The sequence below is a fragment of the Aurantiacibacter suaedae genome, assembly GCF_005434915.1.
GTDB classification, from domain to species: Bacteria; Pseudomonadota; Alphaproteobacteria; order Sphingomonadales; family Sphingomonadaceae; genus Alteraurantiacibacter; species Alteraurantiacibacter suaedae.
This window is the reverse complement of record NZ_SKCG01000002.1, coordinates 736,698-753,346: the sequence shown is the minus strand read 5'-3', so window position 1 is coordinate 753,346 and position 16,649 is coordinate 736,698. Positions and strand designations below refer to the sequence as shown.

Below are 16,649 nucleotides of genomic sequence, written 5' to 3'. Positions count from 1 at the left end.
GGCCATTGCAGGAAATGCCTCAGGAACCATGGCGAGCCTTGGCGGTCAGCGCAGTAACACCCCAATGAAAAGTATTACCCAACATCACGAACTTGCGGCCAAAATCCATCGGTGAAGTCTGCTTGATGCGCCCCCGCCACCTTGCAGCTATTTCGCGCCTGACAGCGAACTCGTGATCTTCCAGCTCCGGATTATTCGCGAAAAATATTTTGACCGCGCGCAGCATCACCAATGAGGATTTCATTGTATCCGTGAGAGATACGGATTCTGGCGAAGCTCTCCACCAAAAGAAGCGCAGCGCTAAACCAACTTTATCACTGATTTCACTTCCGACCAGCCTTTTATATTCTCGCCGACTGATACTCGAAGAAACCTTCGCTTGTGGCATCTTGTTGAGAGACGAAATACTCTCGTGACCGGTGCGGTATCTATAGAGAATCTCGTTCACCATGCCGAAGCGGCCGATCCTCAATAACCGCGTCCAAAGGTCATAGTCTTCGGCAAGATTGCACTCAGGATCGTACCCGCCTGCAGCAAGATAGGCTGCCTTGCTGAAGATAACCTGGCCGTGCCCCCCAATGGGATTCCGGAAACAAATATACAGGGGCAACAGATCCATACTTTTCGGCGCTGGCGCCAAATATCCCTTTTTATCAATGTCCTTGAAGTGCTCGATCAGCGTCGTGACCGCGACAAGGTCCGGCTGCGCTTCGAAAAGCGCCATTTGCTTCTCGAAGCGAGTGGGCAGGGAGATATCGTCGGCGTCCATTCGGGCAATAAATTGCCCCCGCGCCTCCTCCACACCGCGGCGCAAGGCCAGCGTCAAACCGGTATTCTTCTGGCTGATCACACGGATGCGCGCGTCACGTCGCGCATAATCAGCCAGAATCGCTGGCGTATCGTCGGTCGATCCGTCGTCGATGATGAGAAATTCGAAGTTCGGATAGGTTTGCGCAAGGATGCTGTCGATAGCCAGAGCGACGTCAGACTGCCCGTTGTAGACAGACATTACGACCGAAAGAGAATGTGCGTTAGTCGAGTTATCGTCGCTCATTTCCGGACCTTTCACTAGTGCCTTTGAAGTAAGAAACAATCGAGCACATCAAAACCAACCTTCGCATGCTAAAAACTGGCGGCCTTCATCCTGCCGAGCGCTTGCGAAAAAATTTGCTTCGCGCCTTTGCTATACCGGACAAGACGATTCTTGCCGTCTCGGTCTCAACTCCGTCACGCCGCCCTGTCAAAACCCAGATCGACAGCAGAGCTGACAAATAGACAATCGCGCCAAGTGGAACCATTACACACAGCCGTAGTACCAATCCCTGGAAATCGGTTCCAAATAGCAACCACGGTCTGACCGCAAGAACTGCCAAGGCCATCATCGCCGCAGCGACTGCGGGCCGCCACAGTGCGATGAGATGATCGGTTACGGTGATTGTCGTAATCTTCTGCACAAGTCTCATGTTCAAAAAATTGTTGAGCACAGCCGAAGCGAGCATCCCGCAAATCGCACCGAGCAGTATGTGGTAGGCATCTCCCCATCCCAGATAGACGCCGGTCAGGATCATCGGCCAACGAACGATCAAAGCGCGTATATCTCTGCCGAACATTTCCTTCGTATGGCCCGTCGCCATAGCCAGAGCGTTCAAATTGACTGTTATCTGCAACAAGCGGAGCATCGCAGTCAGTTGGACGATCGGTATCGCCAGATCCCATTTCGGCCCCAGAGCGACAACCACGAATTCCGGTGCCACAGAAGCAAGCCCCGCAGCTATCGGAAAACAGATCAGGCAGAGAACGCCCTGAGCTCGCAAGTACCCGTGTCGCAACCGGTCCGGCTCGTTCTTGATCCGCGAAAAGGCGGGAAAGAGCACCTGCCGCAGTGGCTCTATAGCCTCGCCAATCGACTTGCTCGTAACCCGGTGGCCCATCGAATACTGTCCGAGCAGTTGCGGCGAGAGAAAATAGCCGAGCAGCAGCGGATCGGCACGCCAATTGATCGCCTGAACCCACTTCCCGAAAGTCAGCCAGATCGAATAGGACAAGAGTTCCCGATACCGGCTGAGCGACGGGCGAGGCATAAAGGGAAACAACAGATAGGACATGGCGACCAGGACGCATTCGGTAATCAGCGGCCCGATCACCAAAGCCCAGTAACTGCGATAAAAGTACGCGATGCCGACTGTTGCAAGAAAGCCGACGACCTTACCCGTCAATGACAGGATGAAACTCTGGTGAAACTGCAGCTCGCGTTCGAACACGGCGAGCATGGGATTGACGAAGCTGCCCACCAAGGTCGTGACCGCCATCAACATCAGGATGTCACTCAGCCGCTCATCACCATAAAACCTGGAGAGAGGCACCGCGAGCAGTGCAATGATGGCCCCAACAATCGCGCCGCGAATGACGTTCATGGTCCAGACTGTGTGGAAGTGCTCCGGCTCCGGATTGTCGCGCTGCACCAGCGCCTTGTAGAGCGAGAACTCCGAGATGACGCCAATGATACCGATGACGGCGGTGGCAATGGCGATCAATCCGAAATCGCCCGGCATCAGCAGCCGGGCAAGCGCGACAGTGCTGATGACGCCAAGCGAATTGACCATTACCCGCGCCGCGCCAATCCACGCCACGCCCTTGATCAGCTTGGACCGATTGTCTCCACTCATCGCAAAAGGCCTCGGATGGCAGCGTTCTTCTTATGACAGAGCATCGGGTTAGCCGAGGACTTCAACATCGCTACGTGCCTTCAGTTGCTCGACGTCGCGATCATATCGCTCCGACATGGCAGCCTTGTCTTGGTCACTCCAGGGCAAGAATCGTTGCGACTTGTCGCTGCGTAGATAACGGTCCTGCAGGGCAAGCATCGTATAGACCCGCTGCTGTGGCGACAGGTCAGGTGCCATCGCGATCATCTCTTCGATCGCTTCGGAAGAAGCGCTTGGCAGGACCACGCTTTGGCTCAACCGATGCATCTGCGCGAACGGAACACCGCTTAGGCGCTCAAGTATCTGCGGCTCCAACGCCGAGAAATCCTCATAGCGCCAGGTCACTATGCGCGCCTCGGGAAAGGTCTTGCGGATCGTGTCGACGAGCGTCACCCAGCTACCAGGCGATAGGCGATTGAACTTAAGGTACTTCTCAAGCGGGATGAAGCCGCCATGCCGCAAAGATTCCGCATACATCGAAGCCAGGTACGACGCATAAGAACGGATCGCGAGAAAGAATTCTAGCGGTCGCTGCGGAAGTGTATCGCGAAGAACCGACAGGCCAATGGCCGCATTGGGGTAGATGCCGCCGCCATAGCTATCCTGCGCCTCCCCGAGAATGTTCTCCTCGGACAGCGTGACGGGCATGTCGATATCGAACCACCATGCGATCTCGTCCATTTTGGCGCGAGCATCAACCGCGCCTTTCGAGAAAAGCCTATAGCCCTTTTGTTTCTGGCGCTTCCGCCGCGCTTGTATCGCGTCGCGCAATGGGGGGCGCACAACGCTCAGCGGCAAGTAAGCCAACCCCGCTGCTGCGCTACGCTCGCTATTGAGCAGCAGCGTCTCCTGCAGGTAGGTGGTCGCCGTCTTGTGCGATCCCAAGTGGATACGGATGATCGGTTCGCTCAATGTGGGTACCCCAGAACTCTCGCTCACCAACGTTCCCGATCAAACCGTTCGCGCGCATAGGCAAGGCTAATTCGCAGGTGCACAATTGGCCGATTTTTTCCGGGCTGACAACCAAGCATGAAGCATTTGCGTGACACCAAGGCCACTTGCCCCGCGACCGGACACTTTTTTACGACGAAGTTAAATCGGCTTCCCGCCTTCGCCCGCAGAAACAAGGCCATAACGCGGAGCGTCGGACCTCGCGGCAAGCCACTGACGCAGGAATCCGCCGCCCCAGCTCGCGTGCATCACCATCGCCGCCACGCCCGAAAGCAGCGCCATACCCCCGCCAGCGCGCAAGCCGACGAGAAGGCCCACCCCAAGCGACGCAATTGCCCACAGCAGCGCGGGGAGCGCGAAAATCCAATGCGCCAGCGCAAGCGGCAGCGCAGCCACGGCCAACGCAATCGCCACCGGAGCGAGCTGACGCGCCTTGATCGCGATACCATGCCGCTTCACGGTGCGCGCGCGGCCCGCGCCGTAGCGCCAGTATTGCCGCCATAGCGCCCCCAGCGAGCGTCGGGGAAAATAGGTCAGCGCCCCGGCAGGCTCCAGCCAGATGCGCAAGCCGCGCGCGGTCTGGCGCACGTCGAGTTCGGCATCCTCGTTGCAGGGCATCGCCTCGCAATAGCCGCCCAGTGCGCGGAACACGCTCACCCGCATCAGCGCATGGTGGCCGTGATCGACAAACCTCCCGCTGCCCAGATGCCGGTGCGGCGAGCCCCCGGTGCCGAGCACGCTGTTCTGCGCTGCCGCGATGGCTTTCTGCCAGCCACGCTCGCCCTTGGTCTCCATCGGCACGACCACCGCGTCGGCACCGTTTGCCTGCACGCTATCGAGAAGGATGCCGACATATCCATCGGGATAGAGGCAATGCGCGTCGATCCGCACCAGCCAGTCCATACCATCGCCATAAAGCGCGACCGCGCGGTTCACCCCGGCGCTCTGGATACGGTCGGGATTGCTGAGCAGGACAAGGCGCGCATCGCTCGCCGCAAGCCGCTCTACAATGGCCGGGCTGGCGTCCGCACTGCCGCCATCGGCAACCACCAGGCGGGTGATCGTTTCGTCGCGCAGCATCTGCACGAGCAAAGCCTCTAGATGCTCGGCCTCGTTAAGGCAGGGAATCACCGCGAGCACACTCATCGCGCAGACAAACTCGTGATGGTGCGCACCAGTTCGCGGCATTCGGCCTCGTCGCAGATCACGTCGCCGCGGTCGATTCGCGCGATCCCTTCGCGCAATGCGCCCAGCTCGGCCGGTTCGAGATCAAGCAGGCGCTGCGCCGCCATCTCGCCATCGGCGACGATCAGGCTAGCGCCGTGCCGTTCGAGCCAGTGGCCCACCTCAACATCGCCCAGCGCAATCGGGATCGCGCCGAAGGCAATCGCCTCGTAAAGCCGGTTGGGCAGCAGCCACTTGCTGTTCAGCCCCTCCTCGAACCAGTCGATCGACCACGCGAAATCGCAGCGGCCATAAAGCTCGGGCAGGTCGGCATAGCTGTAGGGACCGACATAGGTCATCCCCGGTGTCGCGGCGACCTCGCCCTCAAAGTCGGGAAACTCAGCCGGAGAGGGCTTGCCCGCGATCAACACCGCGATGCGGCCCTCGCCGCGTCGGACCAGCTGCTGCAGGAAAGCCAGCGTCCGCTTGCAGCGGAGCATCCCGAACCAGCTGACGACATAGGGCGGGGCCGGAACCCCACGCGCGGCCGATCGAGGCGCTTCGCCGCCATCGGGCAGCAGCTTATTCTCGACCAGCAGCGCCGGAGCCTTGAGCGGGCGGTGGTCGAAGTGGTTGCGCAGAAACGCAGGCGAGGACGTAATCAGCAGATCGCACCGTGGCAGCAGCGCGCCTTCCACAGAGCGCACCAGCCGCGAGCCCATGCCCTGCCCCACCAGCGAGCGGTGGATGTCGAGGCACTCGTAGACAAGCGGACGCTCGCCAACGATGGCGCGGGCAATGCCGAGCTGTTCGAGGTTGCGCGCCACGATCACGTCGCAATCGCGAAAAAAGGCCTTCAGCCGTTGATGAAGGATCGCTTCCTGCAATGTTGCCGTTGCGCGGGCCACCAGCGCTGCATCGCGCGATTGCCCGAGCGACATCGCCCCGCGTGCCACAAGTGCATCGCAAACGGTCTCGTCGCGGCAAAACCCGGCAACACGCATGCTCGCCCCGCCGAGCGCAAACATGCGACAACGCCGCTCGACCGCAGCGTCATTGAGGTTGTGGACCAAATAACCGATACGCAAGGCGGCTGGCTGTGCCATAGGCGACGCGGAATGACACCTTTTGTGCAACGCGGCAAGCGGCTACAAGGCAGTGATACAACGACGAGTCTGCTGCCAACCGACTCGCGACGTGAGTGAGTGACGGGAATAATCGAGAATGGGCGTACCGACTGTCGGGGTCATCATTGCCGCCTACAATGCGGCCCCCACGATCTCACGAGCTGTGGCAAGTTCATTGGCGCAATCGCTCGTCTGCGAAGTGATCGTCATCGATGATTGCTCGTCGGACGATACGGCCGAGCTGGCCGCAAAGGCGGGCCAGCATGACAGCCGCTTCTCGCTCATCCGCCAGCCGTTCAATCAAGGCCCCTCGGCGGCCAGAAACCGCGGACTCGACCATTCCAAGGCGGACTATTTCGCCGTTCTGGACGCCGACGACATGTTCATGCCCGAACGCTTCGCGCACATGTTCGCTCAGGATGGCTGGGACATGTGCGCCGACAACATCTATTTCAGCATGGACCCGGAAAATCAGGACAGGTCGCTCGATACGCACCAGCAGAGCGAACGCTCCTGCGTGATCGACTTCGAAACCTTCGTCGATCGTAACATCGGCGGTCGACGCAGCAACCGGACCGAGCTGGGCTTCCTCAAACCGGTGGTGAAGCGGACTTTCCTCGATGCGCACGACCTTCGCTTCGACGAGACGTGCCGCCTGGGCGAAGACTTCGTGCTCTATGCCCGGATGCTGGCGCTCGGCGCGCGCTTCACCTTGCTCGAGCATTGCGGATACGCCGCCCTCCAGCGCGCCGATTCGCTCAGCTCGGCGCATTCGGTGGCCCATCTCAGAGCGATGCGCGACGCCTCCCTCGCCATCGGCCGCGACTTCGACCTGACCCACGCTGAGCGTGCGGCACTGGAACGGCATGCGCAGCATCTGTCGGAGAAAATCGTCTACCGCGAAATCCTCGAACTGCGGCGCTATGGCAAGCTGCCGAAGGCGCTGTGGCAACTGGGCACACACCCTTCCGCCATCAAGGCGCTGCTGGCCGATCGCTTTCCCGGCCCCCAGGTTCCCGTGCCACGGCATCGCCCTTTAATCACCTCATCCCAATTCGGAGACCTGTGTCGGTGAGCATCTTCGATGCACGGGATTTGCCCGAGACAGACATCGAAACCGATGTGGCGATCCTTGGTTCAGGTCCGGCGGGGCTGACGCTCGCTTCGAAACTCAACAGCGATTGCGTGGTGATCGAAAGCGGGCATTGGGACCTGGATCTCAAAAACCATCGTGAATTTCATTCCATCAACTCCGGAGAACCGACAGATATCGATTCGGTCAGATTGCGCGGCGTTGGCGGCGCATCGCTGCGCTGGTCCGGCCGTTGTATCGCGCTCGACGACTACGACTTCGAGGATCGCGAATGGATCGCCGAGGCCGGCTGGCCGATCGCCCGGCATGATCTGGATGACCACTACGCAGAAGCGCTGCGGCTGCTTGGCATAGACGAGACCGAAAACCCGCGCTTTGCCAATCACATGCCCCTCGGCGAAGCCACGCGACACGATCGCGAACTGCGCCACTGCACCTGGCTGTTTGCCGACCGCAAGCCTGGCGGCATGGTTCGCTTCGGCAAAAAGTTCAGAGGCGAATTCACACGGCCCGGCAAGCACCTGATCTACGGCGCCCACTGTGTGGATGTCGTGCAGGAGGGAGAGGCAGTTCGCGCCCTCAAGGTCATCGACCGAGCGAACCGGATGCGCACGATCAAGGCCCGGCGCTTCGTCATTGCCAGCGGGTGTGTGGAAACCTGCCGGTTGCTGCTGGCGCACGATCGCGCCAACCCGGCGGCGCTTGGCAAGGTCCGCGCGTGGCTCGGTCGCGGCTTCATGCAGCACCTGCGCCTCGATGCGGGCAGCGTGCGCAGCGATCCCGGGCAGTTCCACCCGCTCCAGCGCATGCTCAATATTTTCCACAAACCGGGCCACAATTCGCAGGAGTTCGGCCTCTCGCTTGAACCCGCGTTCGCGCGTGAGAAGAAAGTGGGGAATGCCTCGATAATCCTGCGCTATGTTCCCGAACGCGGCCTTTCACCGCTCGACTGGACGCCCAGCATCATGGGCAGGCTGCTGGGCCGAACGCCGCACCTTCGCCGTGCCAAGGTAATGGTCGAAATCGATACCGAGCAGGCCGTATCGCCTTCAAGCTTTATCAGCCTCGCTGAGCAGAAAGACAAATACGGACAACCGCGCGCGCTCGTCCATTGGGTGATCGACGAGGTCGACCGGCGAACCGGATTCGAGGCCATGCGCGCTTTCGGGCGGTTCCTGCAGCGGCACGAGTTGGGGCTTCTGGATGAGTGTCAGGAAATAAGCCCGGATGCCATTTCGTCCCACTGCCGACGCGACACGCTGCACCAGCTCGGCGGCACGCGCATGAGTGACAGTGCCGCCACCGGCGTAGTCGATCGCGACCTGAAAGTGCATGGCACGGCCAACCTGTGGGTCGTGGGCGGCTCGGTGTTTTCAACCGGCGGACACGCCAACCCGACGCTGACAATCATGGCGCTGGCCAATCGGCTGGCACATCACCTCGGGAAGGTCAGCAGCGCGCGCTAGGTCTGCACCTGAGGCAGGTCGATATCACTCCGCTCTTCCACCTGCGGCGCCCCCGCCGGCGCGCTGCGAGAGGAAAGCGCCCGCCGCAACAACAGCCGGGGCAGACCGCTGACGCCGCCGACCTGCGACAGCAGCGCGAGCACCTGCCGACGCGGCTCGGCCTCCGGTGCGCGAAGGCGCCATACCAGCCCGTCAAGCACCGCGCGCGCAATGGCGCCGCCTGCACCGGCGCTGCGATAGAGCGCTGTGAACCGCGCCAGATGGGGCTGTTCGAGCACTCCGCCAAAGCCGTGCTTGCCGCTCACGCTGCGGCGACAGATAGCGCGCTCGCACGCAGATAGCGGCCGCGCGCTGGCCTGCGCCGCATGCTCGAAATCGTCGAGCGCCTCGTCCCACAGATCGTGCCGGGCCATAATGCAGGCGCGCTGCAGCAGGGCTGCACGGCGCAGAGCCTGCGAATCGTCGGCGCGGTACATCGCCTCGAACAGCGAAAGGCCGGCGGCCTCGCGAAGCTTCACGAAGATGCGCCGGTCGAACTCCTTCCACACACTGTCGGATTCGCCAGCCGCATGCAGCACCTTGCTCGGTCCGCGTGCACCTTCGTGCTTGCGCTGGCCGAAGATCATCGCGTCCTCAAAGGCGCACGGAACCTGCGCCGCCAAGCGCACGAACATTTCGTAGTCGAGCGAACGCAGCATGGTCTCGTCAAAGGGGCCGACCTGCTCGTAGGCGCTGCGCCGCACGAGCGAGGCGTTGTGCATGACGAACGAGTCTTCAAGGATATGGCGCGCCAGTGAGCCTTGCGAAAGATCGGGCCAGTAGCCGGTGCCGAACTCTTCGCGTTGCCCCTCGACCTCGCGAAAGCGGGTATAGCGGCCGAATACGAAGCCGGCCTGACTGCCCTCCAAGCGCGTGAACAGCCGCTCCACCGCGCCTGGATAAAGGATGTCATCGTCGTCGCAGATCCACACGTAGCGGCCCGAGGTGCGGGCCATGCCACGGTTAAGCGCGACAGACTTTCCCGCGTTCTCCTGCCGGATATGATCGAAAGGCTCGTCCAGCGACTGCAACACCTGCGGGGTATCGTCGGTCGATCCATCATCGACCACCAGCAATTCGTCGTCGATGTCCATCTGCGAGGTGATCGAGCGGATCGATTCTGCGATGAAATGGCCGCGGTTGAACGTCGGCATGATGAAGCTGATGCGGGTCACTTGGCAAAGGTCCTGCGCTTGCCGTCCAGATCGGGAACCGGCCCGAAGCGGCGCTCCATCGCTGCGATCTGGCGGTCGTTCCCATCGGACAGAAGATTGTCGTTGTACAAGGCGACCTCCTGCGTTTGCGGCCATTCCACCACGTCGAACCATTCTGGGATGCGGCGATGCCGGGTGCCCGCCCGCCGCGCCATCCAGAAGAACCAGATGTCGTCTCCGCGCGGGCACAGCTCCATGAACGTGGCCTCGTCGAACACCTTCGGATCGAAGCACCCGGGCGGATAGAGAACCCCTCCCACGCCGGTGGGGAACAGAAAGCCCAGCTCTTCACCGACACTTTCGCGCGCGGTTGCAAGCTCCCATTCGGCATAGGGAGCAAGCTTCCTGTCTTTGCGCATGAACGCCAGATGCGCCCGCGCGGCGATCACCTCATCCGGATGCCTTTGCGCCGCGGCGACCAGATGCCCCAACCATTCGGGAGGGTAATAGACGTCATCGTCAGCCGTGACGTAGAAATTGCCGGGCTCCTGCTCCAGCGCGGGTATCAGCTTTTTGTAAGAACGCAGATCGCGGCATGGCCTGATCGCCAGACCGTAACCTTCGAGATCGCGGATATCGCGCGAAAGCTGATCGAGGTCATGCTCGGCAATCCACAGCTCAACGCGGTCCGCGCGCACTTCCTGATCGAGCAGACTGCGAAGTGTATTGCCCAGCGCGGCGAAGCGGGGCGGATAAGAGGTGACCGTAACCACCAGGGGCGCGGGCAAACTATGCGCGCGCGCCGCCTTCACTCGCGGAAAGCGCGCGACCCTGCGCCGCGCGCGGCCACGCAGATACCGGGCGCGAAGGTGGCGATATATCTGCTTAAGCCTGTAGACGCCGCGCATGGCTCGTTTCTTTCGCCCTCGTCTTCATCGCAATTGTCGCTTATCCCAGCACTGTTTGTTATGCGCGCAGCCGTAAGCTGCACGTTCTGGTTCGGCACATTATGGGGAATGGCCAGTTGACAGCGCCAACGCAATCAAAAGTCGGCTTCATCACCATGGCTTACGGCCGGCAGAAATATATCGATCAGGCCGTGTCGCTCGCGCGGTCGGTCAAGCATCATATGCCCGACCAGCCGATCGTTCTGGTGACCGACCGCAAGGAGCCCTGCGCGCCATTCGATAGCCAGATCGTGATGGACGATTACAAACTCGCCGGGACCGTGCTCAAGACGTTGATCTACAAGTACTCTCCGTTCGAAGAGACCCTGTTCATCGACTCCGACTGCCTGCTCACGCGCGACTGCTCGCCGGAGATCGAGCAGATCAGGCAACATACGTTTTCGCCCGTGGTCAACACCTACCTGCGCGCCGGAGACAGCGATCTCTGGCTCGAAGACGTAGGCAAGGCCGTGCAATTGGTCGGCGGCGAGTGCTTCCCCAAATTCAATGGCGGCGTCTATTTCTTCCGCAAGAGCGCCGAGGCAGAGGCTGTGTTCACCACGGCCGAGGAAATGCGCGCGCGGCAAACCGAGCTGGGCATTCTCGACTTCGACTCTGCCGGCCCGGGGGAAGAAACCCTGTTCGGCCTCGCCATGGCGAAGCTTGGCGTCACGGACCTCTACAACGACCATGGACGCCTGATGCGGACCCCGCTCAACTCGACCGGGCCGATTCACCTCGACGTCCTCGGCGGCGAATGCCGGTTCGTAAAAGAGGGCGCGCTGGTAGAGCCGGCAATTGTACACTTCTGCGGCGAATGGATCGACCATCCGGCCTATCGCATAGCGGTGAAGGAACTGGCGCGCGGCAAGCGCTTGCCCGCATCACGCCGCGCCGCGATCCGCGCTAGGTATGCGGCCCGCAAGCTGGCGGCGAAGGTCGCGCGCAAACTCCGCTAGAATGAGCTGCGCTTGAGCCAGCTGCGAAAGCGACTGCAGAGATGATCGACTATGCGCCGTGCATTCCGCGGCCGGGGGCACCGTTTCCCGCGCTTGCTTGCATCAGGCGTTGTGGCTCGACAGCATCGTGGTGCCGTTAGCACCGGAGCGGTGGTTTCATTCGGCACCCGCGGACCGACTTGTGCTCCTGCTTCCTGCACAATTGGCATATGATGCGGGTATTTGTCGCATTTGCGAAAGACTGAATTGCGCGGGCGTTCAGACTTGCTAAACCCGTTTTCTGGTGGGCACTTCCTATCGACCAAGGCAACAAGGACGGCTAGATACGCGGAAAATTTACCGTGCCAACTCGGGAAGGCCGCGTGATCGAGGTTGCGAGGCTGTTCGAATGCGGCTCTGGGCGAGACGATTTCTGTAGGCATCCTCGGCAAACGAAAACCATGACAACACTCGACAATAGATCTTTCGATACCGCGGATGAACCGTTCCAGCCCACCTCGGAGGAAGCGCGGGCGCCGTTGCTGCCCGACCCCGGGTTTCTGTGGCAGGTTTTTCGGCGCAACATGCTGCTGGTCTTTGGCCTGTTTTTCCTCGTCCTGCTGCTGGCCGCGGCCTATCTTGCTACGGCGACGCCGGTATATTCCGCCAGTGCGAGCCTGATCGTCGAGCCGGCGAGCGACCCGGTCCGAACATCGGAACCCGACCGGGCGGGCACCGTCCCCAACACCGACGAGATCGACACCGAGATCAGGCTCATGTCCTCGCCGTTCGTCGCAGAAATTGCCGCGCACCTCTATTCCGAACGGTTTGCTTCGCCCGATGGCGACCCCTTCACCGAAGCGGAAATCGAATTGATCGCAAACCGGATGGGGGGCACCACACGGATCATGCGGTCGGGATCAAGCAAGATAATCGACATCACCGCAGTGGGGCCCGATCCGCAATTTGCCGCCGCCACCGCCAACCTGATCGGCGAAGCCTACCTGCAGTCGCAGGTCGATAACAAGTCACAACGCTCGGAAAGCATGCAGGCCTTCATCGAGGAGCGGCTCGCCGAGCTGGAGCGCAACGCCCTGTCCGCGCAAGCCGCGCTCGACAACTATCGGGCCTCTCGCGGGCTGGTGACCGCGAACGGCGGGACCAATGCCGAACAGGAGGTCTCCAACCTCAACACCCAACTCGCTTCGGCCCGGGCCGACCTGGCCGAGAAGCAGGGGCGCCTCAATGCAGCGAGGCAGCAACTCGCACGCGGCAGCGGCGGTGCCGACGTGGGGGCCGCGCTGGGTTCGAGCACGGTCGCCAGCCTCCGGCAGCAGGAAGCACGCGCCAGCGCTGAACTGGCCGTGCTCACCCAACGCTATGGCGAACTGTATCCCGAGCGGCGTCAGACCGAATCCGAACTGGCCGATATTCGCCGCCGTATTCAGGAAGAGATCAACCGGGTCCTGTCGAACCTGCAGGCCGATGTGCAGACCGCGCAATCGCGCGTCGCCTCGTTGACCGCGAGCCGGCAGACGGCGATCGGCGCCATGACGTCGAACAGCCGCGCTCAAGCGGGCATGAACGAACTTGCGCAAAAGGCGGAAGCGGCACGGTCGATTTACCAGTCGTTCCTCGCGCGAGCGCAGGAGGGCACGGCCTTGCGTGACAGCGCGATGCCCGATGCGCGCTTTGCCACACGCGCGGAAGTGCCCAGCTCTCCCTTCAGCCCAAATTATGCGCTGACGATTGCTCTGGCCATTGTCATGGGCCTTGTCGTGGGATTTGGGGGGCTGCTGGTCTCCGAATATCTGCGGCGCGGGGTGCAGACCAAGCGCGATGTGGAGCGGCGTTTGCGGCTTCGCTATGCTGGCGCCATTCCCAGCCTCAAGTCCACGATCAAGGGACGCCAGCCGCTCGAAGCGCCGCAGGATTATGTGCTGAGCCATCCGCATTCGCTGTTTGCCGAGGCATTCCGTTCGATTCGCACCTTCCTGATGCTGTCACCGGGCAAGCGGTCGCGCGCGATTGCGATCACCTCGGCCCTTCCCGGCGAAGGCAAGACGACCACGTCGGTCTGCTTGGGCCGCACTGCCGCGGCCGAAGGGCTCAAGACCATCCTAGTGGACGCCGACCTACGCCGCCGGGGCTCTAGCGCGCTGCTGGAATACGAAAGCGACCAGGACATTTACGACTACCTGCTGCACGACGCTCCGATCGAGCAGTGCATCTATCGCGATGTCATGTCCGGCCTCGATATTCTGGGTAGCAACGGCGTTCCGGAAGGCGGCCAGAATCCGCTACGCGATCACACGGTCGAGAAGATGCTCGCCGAATTGCGCGCAATCTACGACGTAGTCATCATCGATACGGCGCCGGTTCTCGGCGTGGCGGAAAGCCGTCTGCTGGCAAGCACCGCCGATCGCGTTCTGGTCATCACCCATTGGCGCAAGACTTCGATCCGCGCCATTGAGGCGGTGGTCGATATGCTGATCGATTCGGGCGCAAAGGTGACCGGGCTCGCGCTGAGCCAGGTCAACATCAAGAAGTATGCAAGCACCGGTGACGGCGACGTTTATGCCTATGCGAAGAAGTTCAGAGGCTATTACACCAACTAGGCCAGGTGCGGTCCGGGGGATTTTTGACGATGAGAGATGGCATCACGCGCAAGCTGGCGATTCGCCTTAACGACCACACGAGAATCGTGTGTCAGCTTATGGTTGTCGGTGCAGTAAGCATGTCCGCCCTGCCGGATGCGGCCCATGCGCAGGACGATGTTCAAGGGCGGTCCGTGTCCCAGCGGAGCGCCGATGAATATGCCTCCAGTCCCGTCCACATCGGCCCGTTCGATGCCTTCCCCTCGGTTGAACTCACCACCGAATATACCGACAATGCGCTGATCACCCAGGCAAACGGGCGCCAAGACGACGTGATCTTCACCCTGACCCCGCGCCTGCGCCTCAGAGATCAACGTTCCGACCGGGTCGTCGACATCGATCTGTCGGCTGGCATCCGCAAGTTCGCCAGCATCGACACGGAAGATTCGGAGCAACTGCGCTTCTCCGCGCGGGGCATGTGGGGCCTCGGAACCGCCACCCAGTATAGCGGCGCCGTGCGCGTGAATCGCAGCACCGAAGACCGCCGCGATGTGGGTAGCTTCAACAGCGTGCTGCAGCCGATCGCCTTCACCGACATGAGCGCCGAAGCCGGGGTCGACCAGGCGCTTGGCCCGGTCCGGGTCAGCCTCAACGGCGCCGCACGCGCTGTGCGATACGATGGTTTGACGACCATCGGTTCCGAACAGTTCGATCTGTCATTCCGCAATTTCGAAGTTTACCGGGCCACGAGCCGTATCCGATATGCCCGCTCACGCGATCGCGAGGTCTATCTGCAGCTTACGGTTGACGACCGCTCCTACGATCCAGCGCCGACCACCTCCGGCGGGCAGCCGCTCTATCAGTTCGACCGCTCTTCGCGCGGGGGGCGGCTGGAGCTTGGCTATCGCCAGCAGATTACCGAACTGCTGTACCTCGACCTGCGCGCAGGTTATCTTCTGCGCGAATACGACGATCCTGCACTCGACGATACCGACGGCCTCGCCTTTCAGGCCGACTTGCTGTGGAACGTAACGCCGCTAACCTCGATCGAATTCAGCGGGCAACGCCGGGTAGACGAGACGATTAACCCGCTCGTTTCAGGTCTGGTCCGGACCGAGGGCAGAGTGCAGATCGAACACGAGCTGCTGCGAAACCTCATTCTGACCGGTCGCGGCGCCTATGCAAGGCTCGATCGTCTCGATTCGGACAACGATGGTGACCAGTGGAGCGTGGGCGCCGAAGCCAACTATCGGCTGGACCGGCACTGGGAGATCAATCTTCGGGCCGAACACTATGAACGCACCGGATTTTACGACTTTGCCCAGAATGAAGTGGGAATTGGCTTGCGTTTCAACTTCTGAAGTGGCCATTATCCAATAACAGAGAGCTAAAACTAGCCTCTGGGGCCTTGCGAGGCCCGATCTTGGGTAAAGAGGTGCTTTCATGCTTGTCGTAATGGGCTCGACGTCATCCCTGTTCTCATCATCGCGTTCGGCAATGATCGCGCTCCCTTTTGTCGGGCGCCGTCGGGATGACAAAGGCTGGACTCACCGCGGCAAGCTGACGCTTGTGCTCGCGGGAGCGGCTTTCAGCTGGGCGCTGGTCATTGCGGGCATTTGCCTGATTTTATGACTAATTGCAGTGGTTAATGGCGCACTAACGCCACGTCCCGCGATGAAACACCCCCTAGGTGCGGTGTAACGCGAGCTTAAGTCCTTGGCTTTTTTAGGGTACGTCTCTACCCATGATGCACCGCACCATGGAGCGACCCTTGATCATTGAGCGCAAGACCATTCTGGCGCCCTACGAGCCGCCTCGGCTGCTCGGCCGCAGCGCCATGATCGTTGACGATCCTCTCGCGGCGCAGCTTCTCGACCGCGTTGGGTCGTTCTTTCTGCTGATCGCAATTCTGCCGCTGCTGATGCTTATCGCGCTGGTGATATTCATATCCTCGCCCGGCCCCGTGCTGTTCCGACAGAAGCGAATCGGGCGCCGCGGGGAAAAGTTCACCTGCTTCAAGTTTCGCACGATGGCGACCGACGCCGATGAACGGCTGAAAAATTTGCTCGCCACCGATACCGAGGCGCGGCTCGAATGGGACCGCGACCAGAAGCTGCGCAACGATCCGCGAATCTATCCGTTCGGTCGATTCCTGCGCAAAAGCAGCCTCGACGAGCTACCACAGCTTTTCAATGTGCTGCGCGGCGAGATGAGCCTGGTGGGCCCGCGCCCGATCGTGGAAGCGGAGATCGTACGCTACGGTCGCTATTTCGGGCATTATTGCGCGGTCCGCCCTGGTATAACAGGCCTGTGGCAGATCAGCGGGCGTAACGACGTCCATTATCGCCGCCGCATCGCTTTCGACGTGATCTATGTCCGCAAAGGTCGGGTTGGCGACAACCTACGCATTCTGGCCCTGACAGTTCCCATTGTGCTTAATTCCAGAGGCTCGTATTGAGGAACGACCT

Annotated in this window: 14 protein-coding genes; 7 read left to right on the top strand and 7 right to left on the bottom strand. The window is 61.1% G+C overall.

Annotated features, from left to right (window positions below; all coding sequences use genetic code 11):
* Window positions 1-19: 19 nt before the first annotated feature.
* From E0473_RS09990 to E0473_RS09970, 5 genes are all read right to left on the bottom strand, one after another.
* Window positions 20-1,009, bottom strand: coding sequence for a glycosyltransferase family 2 protein (locus E0473_RS09990; RefSeq protein ID WP_206663432.1), 990 nt, complete (start codon window positions 1,007-1,009; stop codon window positions 20-22).
* Between the two features lie 130 nt (window positions 1,010-1,139).
* A complete protein-coding gene (locus E0473_RS09985; RefSeq protein WP_137680697.1) occupies window positions 1,140-2,666 on the bottom strand; it encodes a lipopolysaccharide biosynthesis protein in 1,527 nt (508 codons plus the stop codon).
* Between the two features lie 48 nt (window positions 2,667-2,714).
* The gene (locus E0473_RS09980; protein ID WP_137680696.1) at window positions 2,715-3,617 is read right to left on the bottom strand and encodes a hypothetical protein; all 903 of its coding nucleotides are present in this window, start codon (window positions 3,615-3,617) and stop codon (window positions 2,715-2,717) included.
* A 180-nt stretch (window positions 3,618-3,797) separates the two neighbouring features.
* Window positions 3,798-4,802, bottom strand: coding sequence for a glycosyltransferase family 2 protein (locus E0473_RS09975; RefSeq protein ID WP_137680695.1), 1,005 nt, complete (start codon window positions 4,800-4,802; stop codon window positions 3,798-3,800).
* Window positions 4,799-5,926, bottom strand: a complete 1,128-nt coding sequence (locus E0473_RS09970) for a glycosyltransferase family protein (RefSeq protein WP_137680694.1) — start codon at window positions 5,924-5,926, stop codon at window positions 4,799-4,801. The genes E0473_RS09975 and E0473_RS09970 overlap by 4 nt, the downstream gene beginning before the upstream one ends.
* Window positions 5,927-6,044: 118 nt before the next feature.
* Between E0473_RS09970 and E0473_RS09965 the strand changes: the two genes are divergently transcribed.
* Both E0473_RS09965 and E0473_RS09960 read left to right on the top strand, forming a co-directional pair.
* Window positions 6,045-7,022 (top strand): glycosyltransferase family 2 protein, encoded by a 978-nt coding sequence (locus E0473_RS09965; RefSeq protein ID WP_137680693.1) that lies wholly within the window; start codon window positions 6,045-6,047, stop codon window positions 7,020-7,022.
* A gap of 47 nt (window positions 7,023-7,069) precedes the next feature.
* On the top strand, window positions 7,070-8,506 hold the full coding sequence (locus E0473_RS09960) for a GMC oxidoreductase (protein WP_137680692.1): 1,437 nt from the start codon (window positions 7,070-7,072) through the stop codon (window positions 8,504-8,506).
* Here the strand turns inward: E0473_RS09960 and E0473_RS09955 are convergent.
* Window positions 8,503-9,720 carry a glycosyltransferase family 2 protein gene (locus E0473_RS09955; RefSeq protein WP_161981566.1) on the bottom strand — a complete coding sequence of 406 codons (1,218 nt, stop codon included), beginning with the start codon at window positions 9,718-9,720 and terminating at the stop codon, window positions 8,503-8,505. The genes E0473_RS09960 and E0473_RS09955 overlap by 4 nt on opposite strands.
* Entirely contained in the window at window positions 9,717-10,472 is a 756-nt protein-coding gene (locus tag E0473_RS15405) for a glycosyltransferase family A protein (protein WP_161981565.1), read from the bottom strand. The genes E0473_RS09955 and E0473_RS15405 overlap by 4 nt, the downstream gene beginning before the upstream one ends.
* 290 nt (window positions 10,473-10,762) lie before the next feature.
* Between E0473_RS15405 and E0473_RS09950 the strand changes: the two genes are divergently transcribed.
* From E0473_RS09950 to E0473_RS09930, 5 genes are all read left to right on the top strand, one after another.
* Window positions 10,763-11,605 carry a glycosyltransferase family protein gene (locus E0473_RS09950; protein ID WP_137680690.1) on the top strand — a complete coding sequence of 281 codons (843 nt, stop codon included), beginning with the start codon at window positions 10,763-10,765 and terminating at the stop codon, window positions 11,603-11,605.
* A 440-nt stretch (window positions 11,606-12,045) separates the two neighbouring features.
* Window positions 12,046-14,202: a GumC family protein gene (locus E0473_RS09945; protein ID WP_137680689.1), complete on the top strand. Its 2,157-nt coding sequence runs from the start codon at window positions 12,046-12,048 to the stop codon at window positions 14,200-14,202.
* A 29-nt stretch (window positions 14,203-14,231) separates the two neighbouring features.
* Window positions 14,232-15,542 carry an outer membrane beta-barrel protein gene (locus E0473_RS09940; RefSeq protein WP_137680688.1) on the top strand — a complete coding sequence of 437 codons (1,311 nt, stop codon included), beginning with the start codon at window positions 14,232-14,234 and terminating at the stop codon, window positions 15,540-15,542.
* 82 nt (window positions 15,543-15,624) lie between these two features.
* Complete coding sequence (locus E0473_RS09935; protein WP_137680687.1) at window positions 15,625-15,813, top strand: hypothetical protein; 189 nt, start codon at window positions 15,625-15,627, stop codon at window positions 15,811-15,813.
* A 139-nt stretch (window positions 15,814-15,952) separates the two neighbouring features.
* Window positions 15,953-16,639: a sugar transferase gene (locus E0473_RS09930; RefSeq protein ID WP_241657437.1), complete on the top strand. Its 687-nt coding sequence runs from the start codon at window positions 15,953-15,955 to the stop codon at window positions 16,637-16,639.
* Window positions 16,640-16,649 lie beyond the last annotated feature (10 nt).

Bases quoted from the DNA above. Each gene is read 5' to 3' on its own strand.
- E0473_RS09990 (WP_206663432.1), bottom strand. From the start codon at position 1,009: ATGTCTGTCTACAACGGGCAGTCTGACGTCGCTCTGGCTATCGACAGC.
- E0473_RS09985 (WP_137680697.1), bottom strand. From the start codon at position 2,666: ATGAGTGGAGACAATCGGTCCAAGCTGATCAAGGGCGTGGCGTGGATT.
- E0473_RS09975 (WP_137680695.1), bottom strand. From the start codon at position 4,802: ATGAGTGTGCTCGCGGTGATTCCCTGCCTTAACGAGGCCGAGCATCTA.
- E0473_RS09970 (WP_137680694.1), bottom strand. From the start codon at position 5,926: ATGGCACAGCCAGCCGCCTTGCGTATCGGTTATTTGGTCCACAACCTC.
- E0473_RS09965 (WP_137680693.1), top strand. From the start codon at position 6,045: ATGGGCGTACCGACTGTCGGGGTCATCATTGCCGCCTACAATGCGGCC.
- E0473_RS09950 (WP_137680690.1), top strand. From the start codon at position 10,763: ATGGCTTACGGCCGGCAGAAATATATCGATCAGGCCGTGTCGCTCGCG.
- E0473_RS09945 (WP_137680689.1), top strand. From the start codon at position 12,046: ATGACAACACTCGACAATAGATCTTTCGATACCGCGGATGAACCGTTC.
- E0473_RS09940 (WP_137680688.1), top strand. From the start codon at position 14,232: ATGAGAGATGGCATCACGCGCAAGCTGGCGATTCGCCTTAACGACCAC.
- E0473_RS09935 (WP_137680687.1), top strand. From the start codon at position 15,625: ATGCTTGTCGTAATGGGCTCGACGTCATCCCTGTTCTCATCATCGCGT.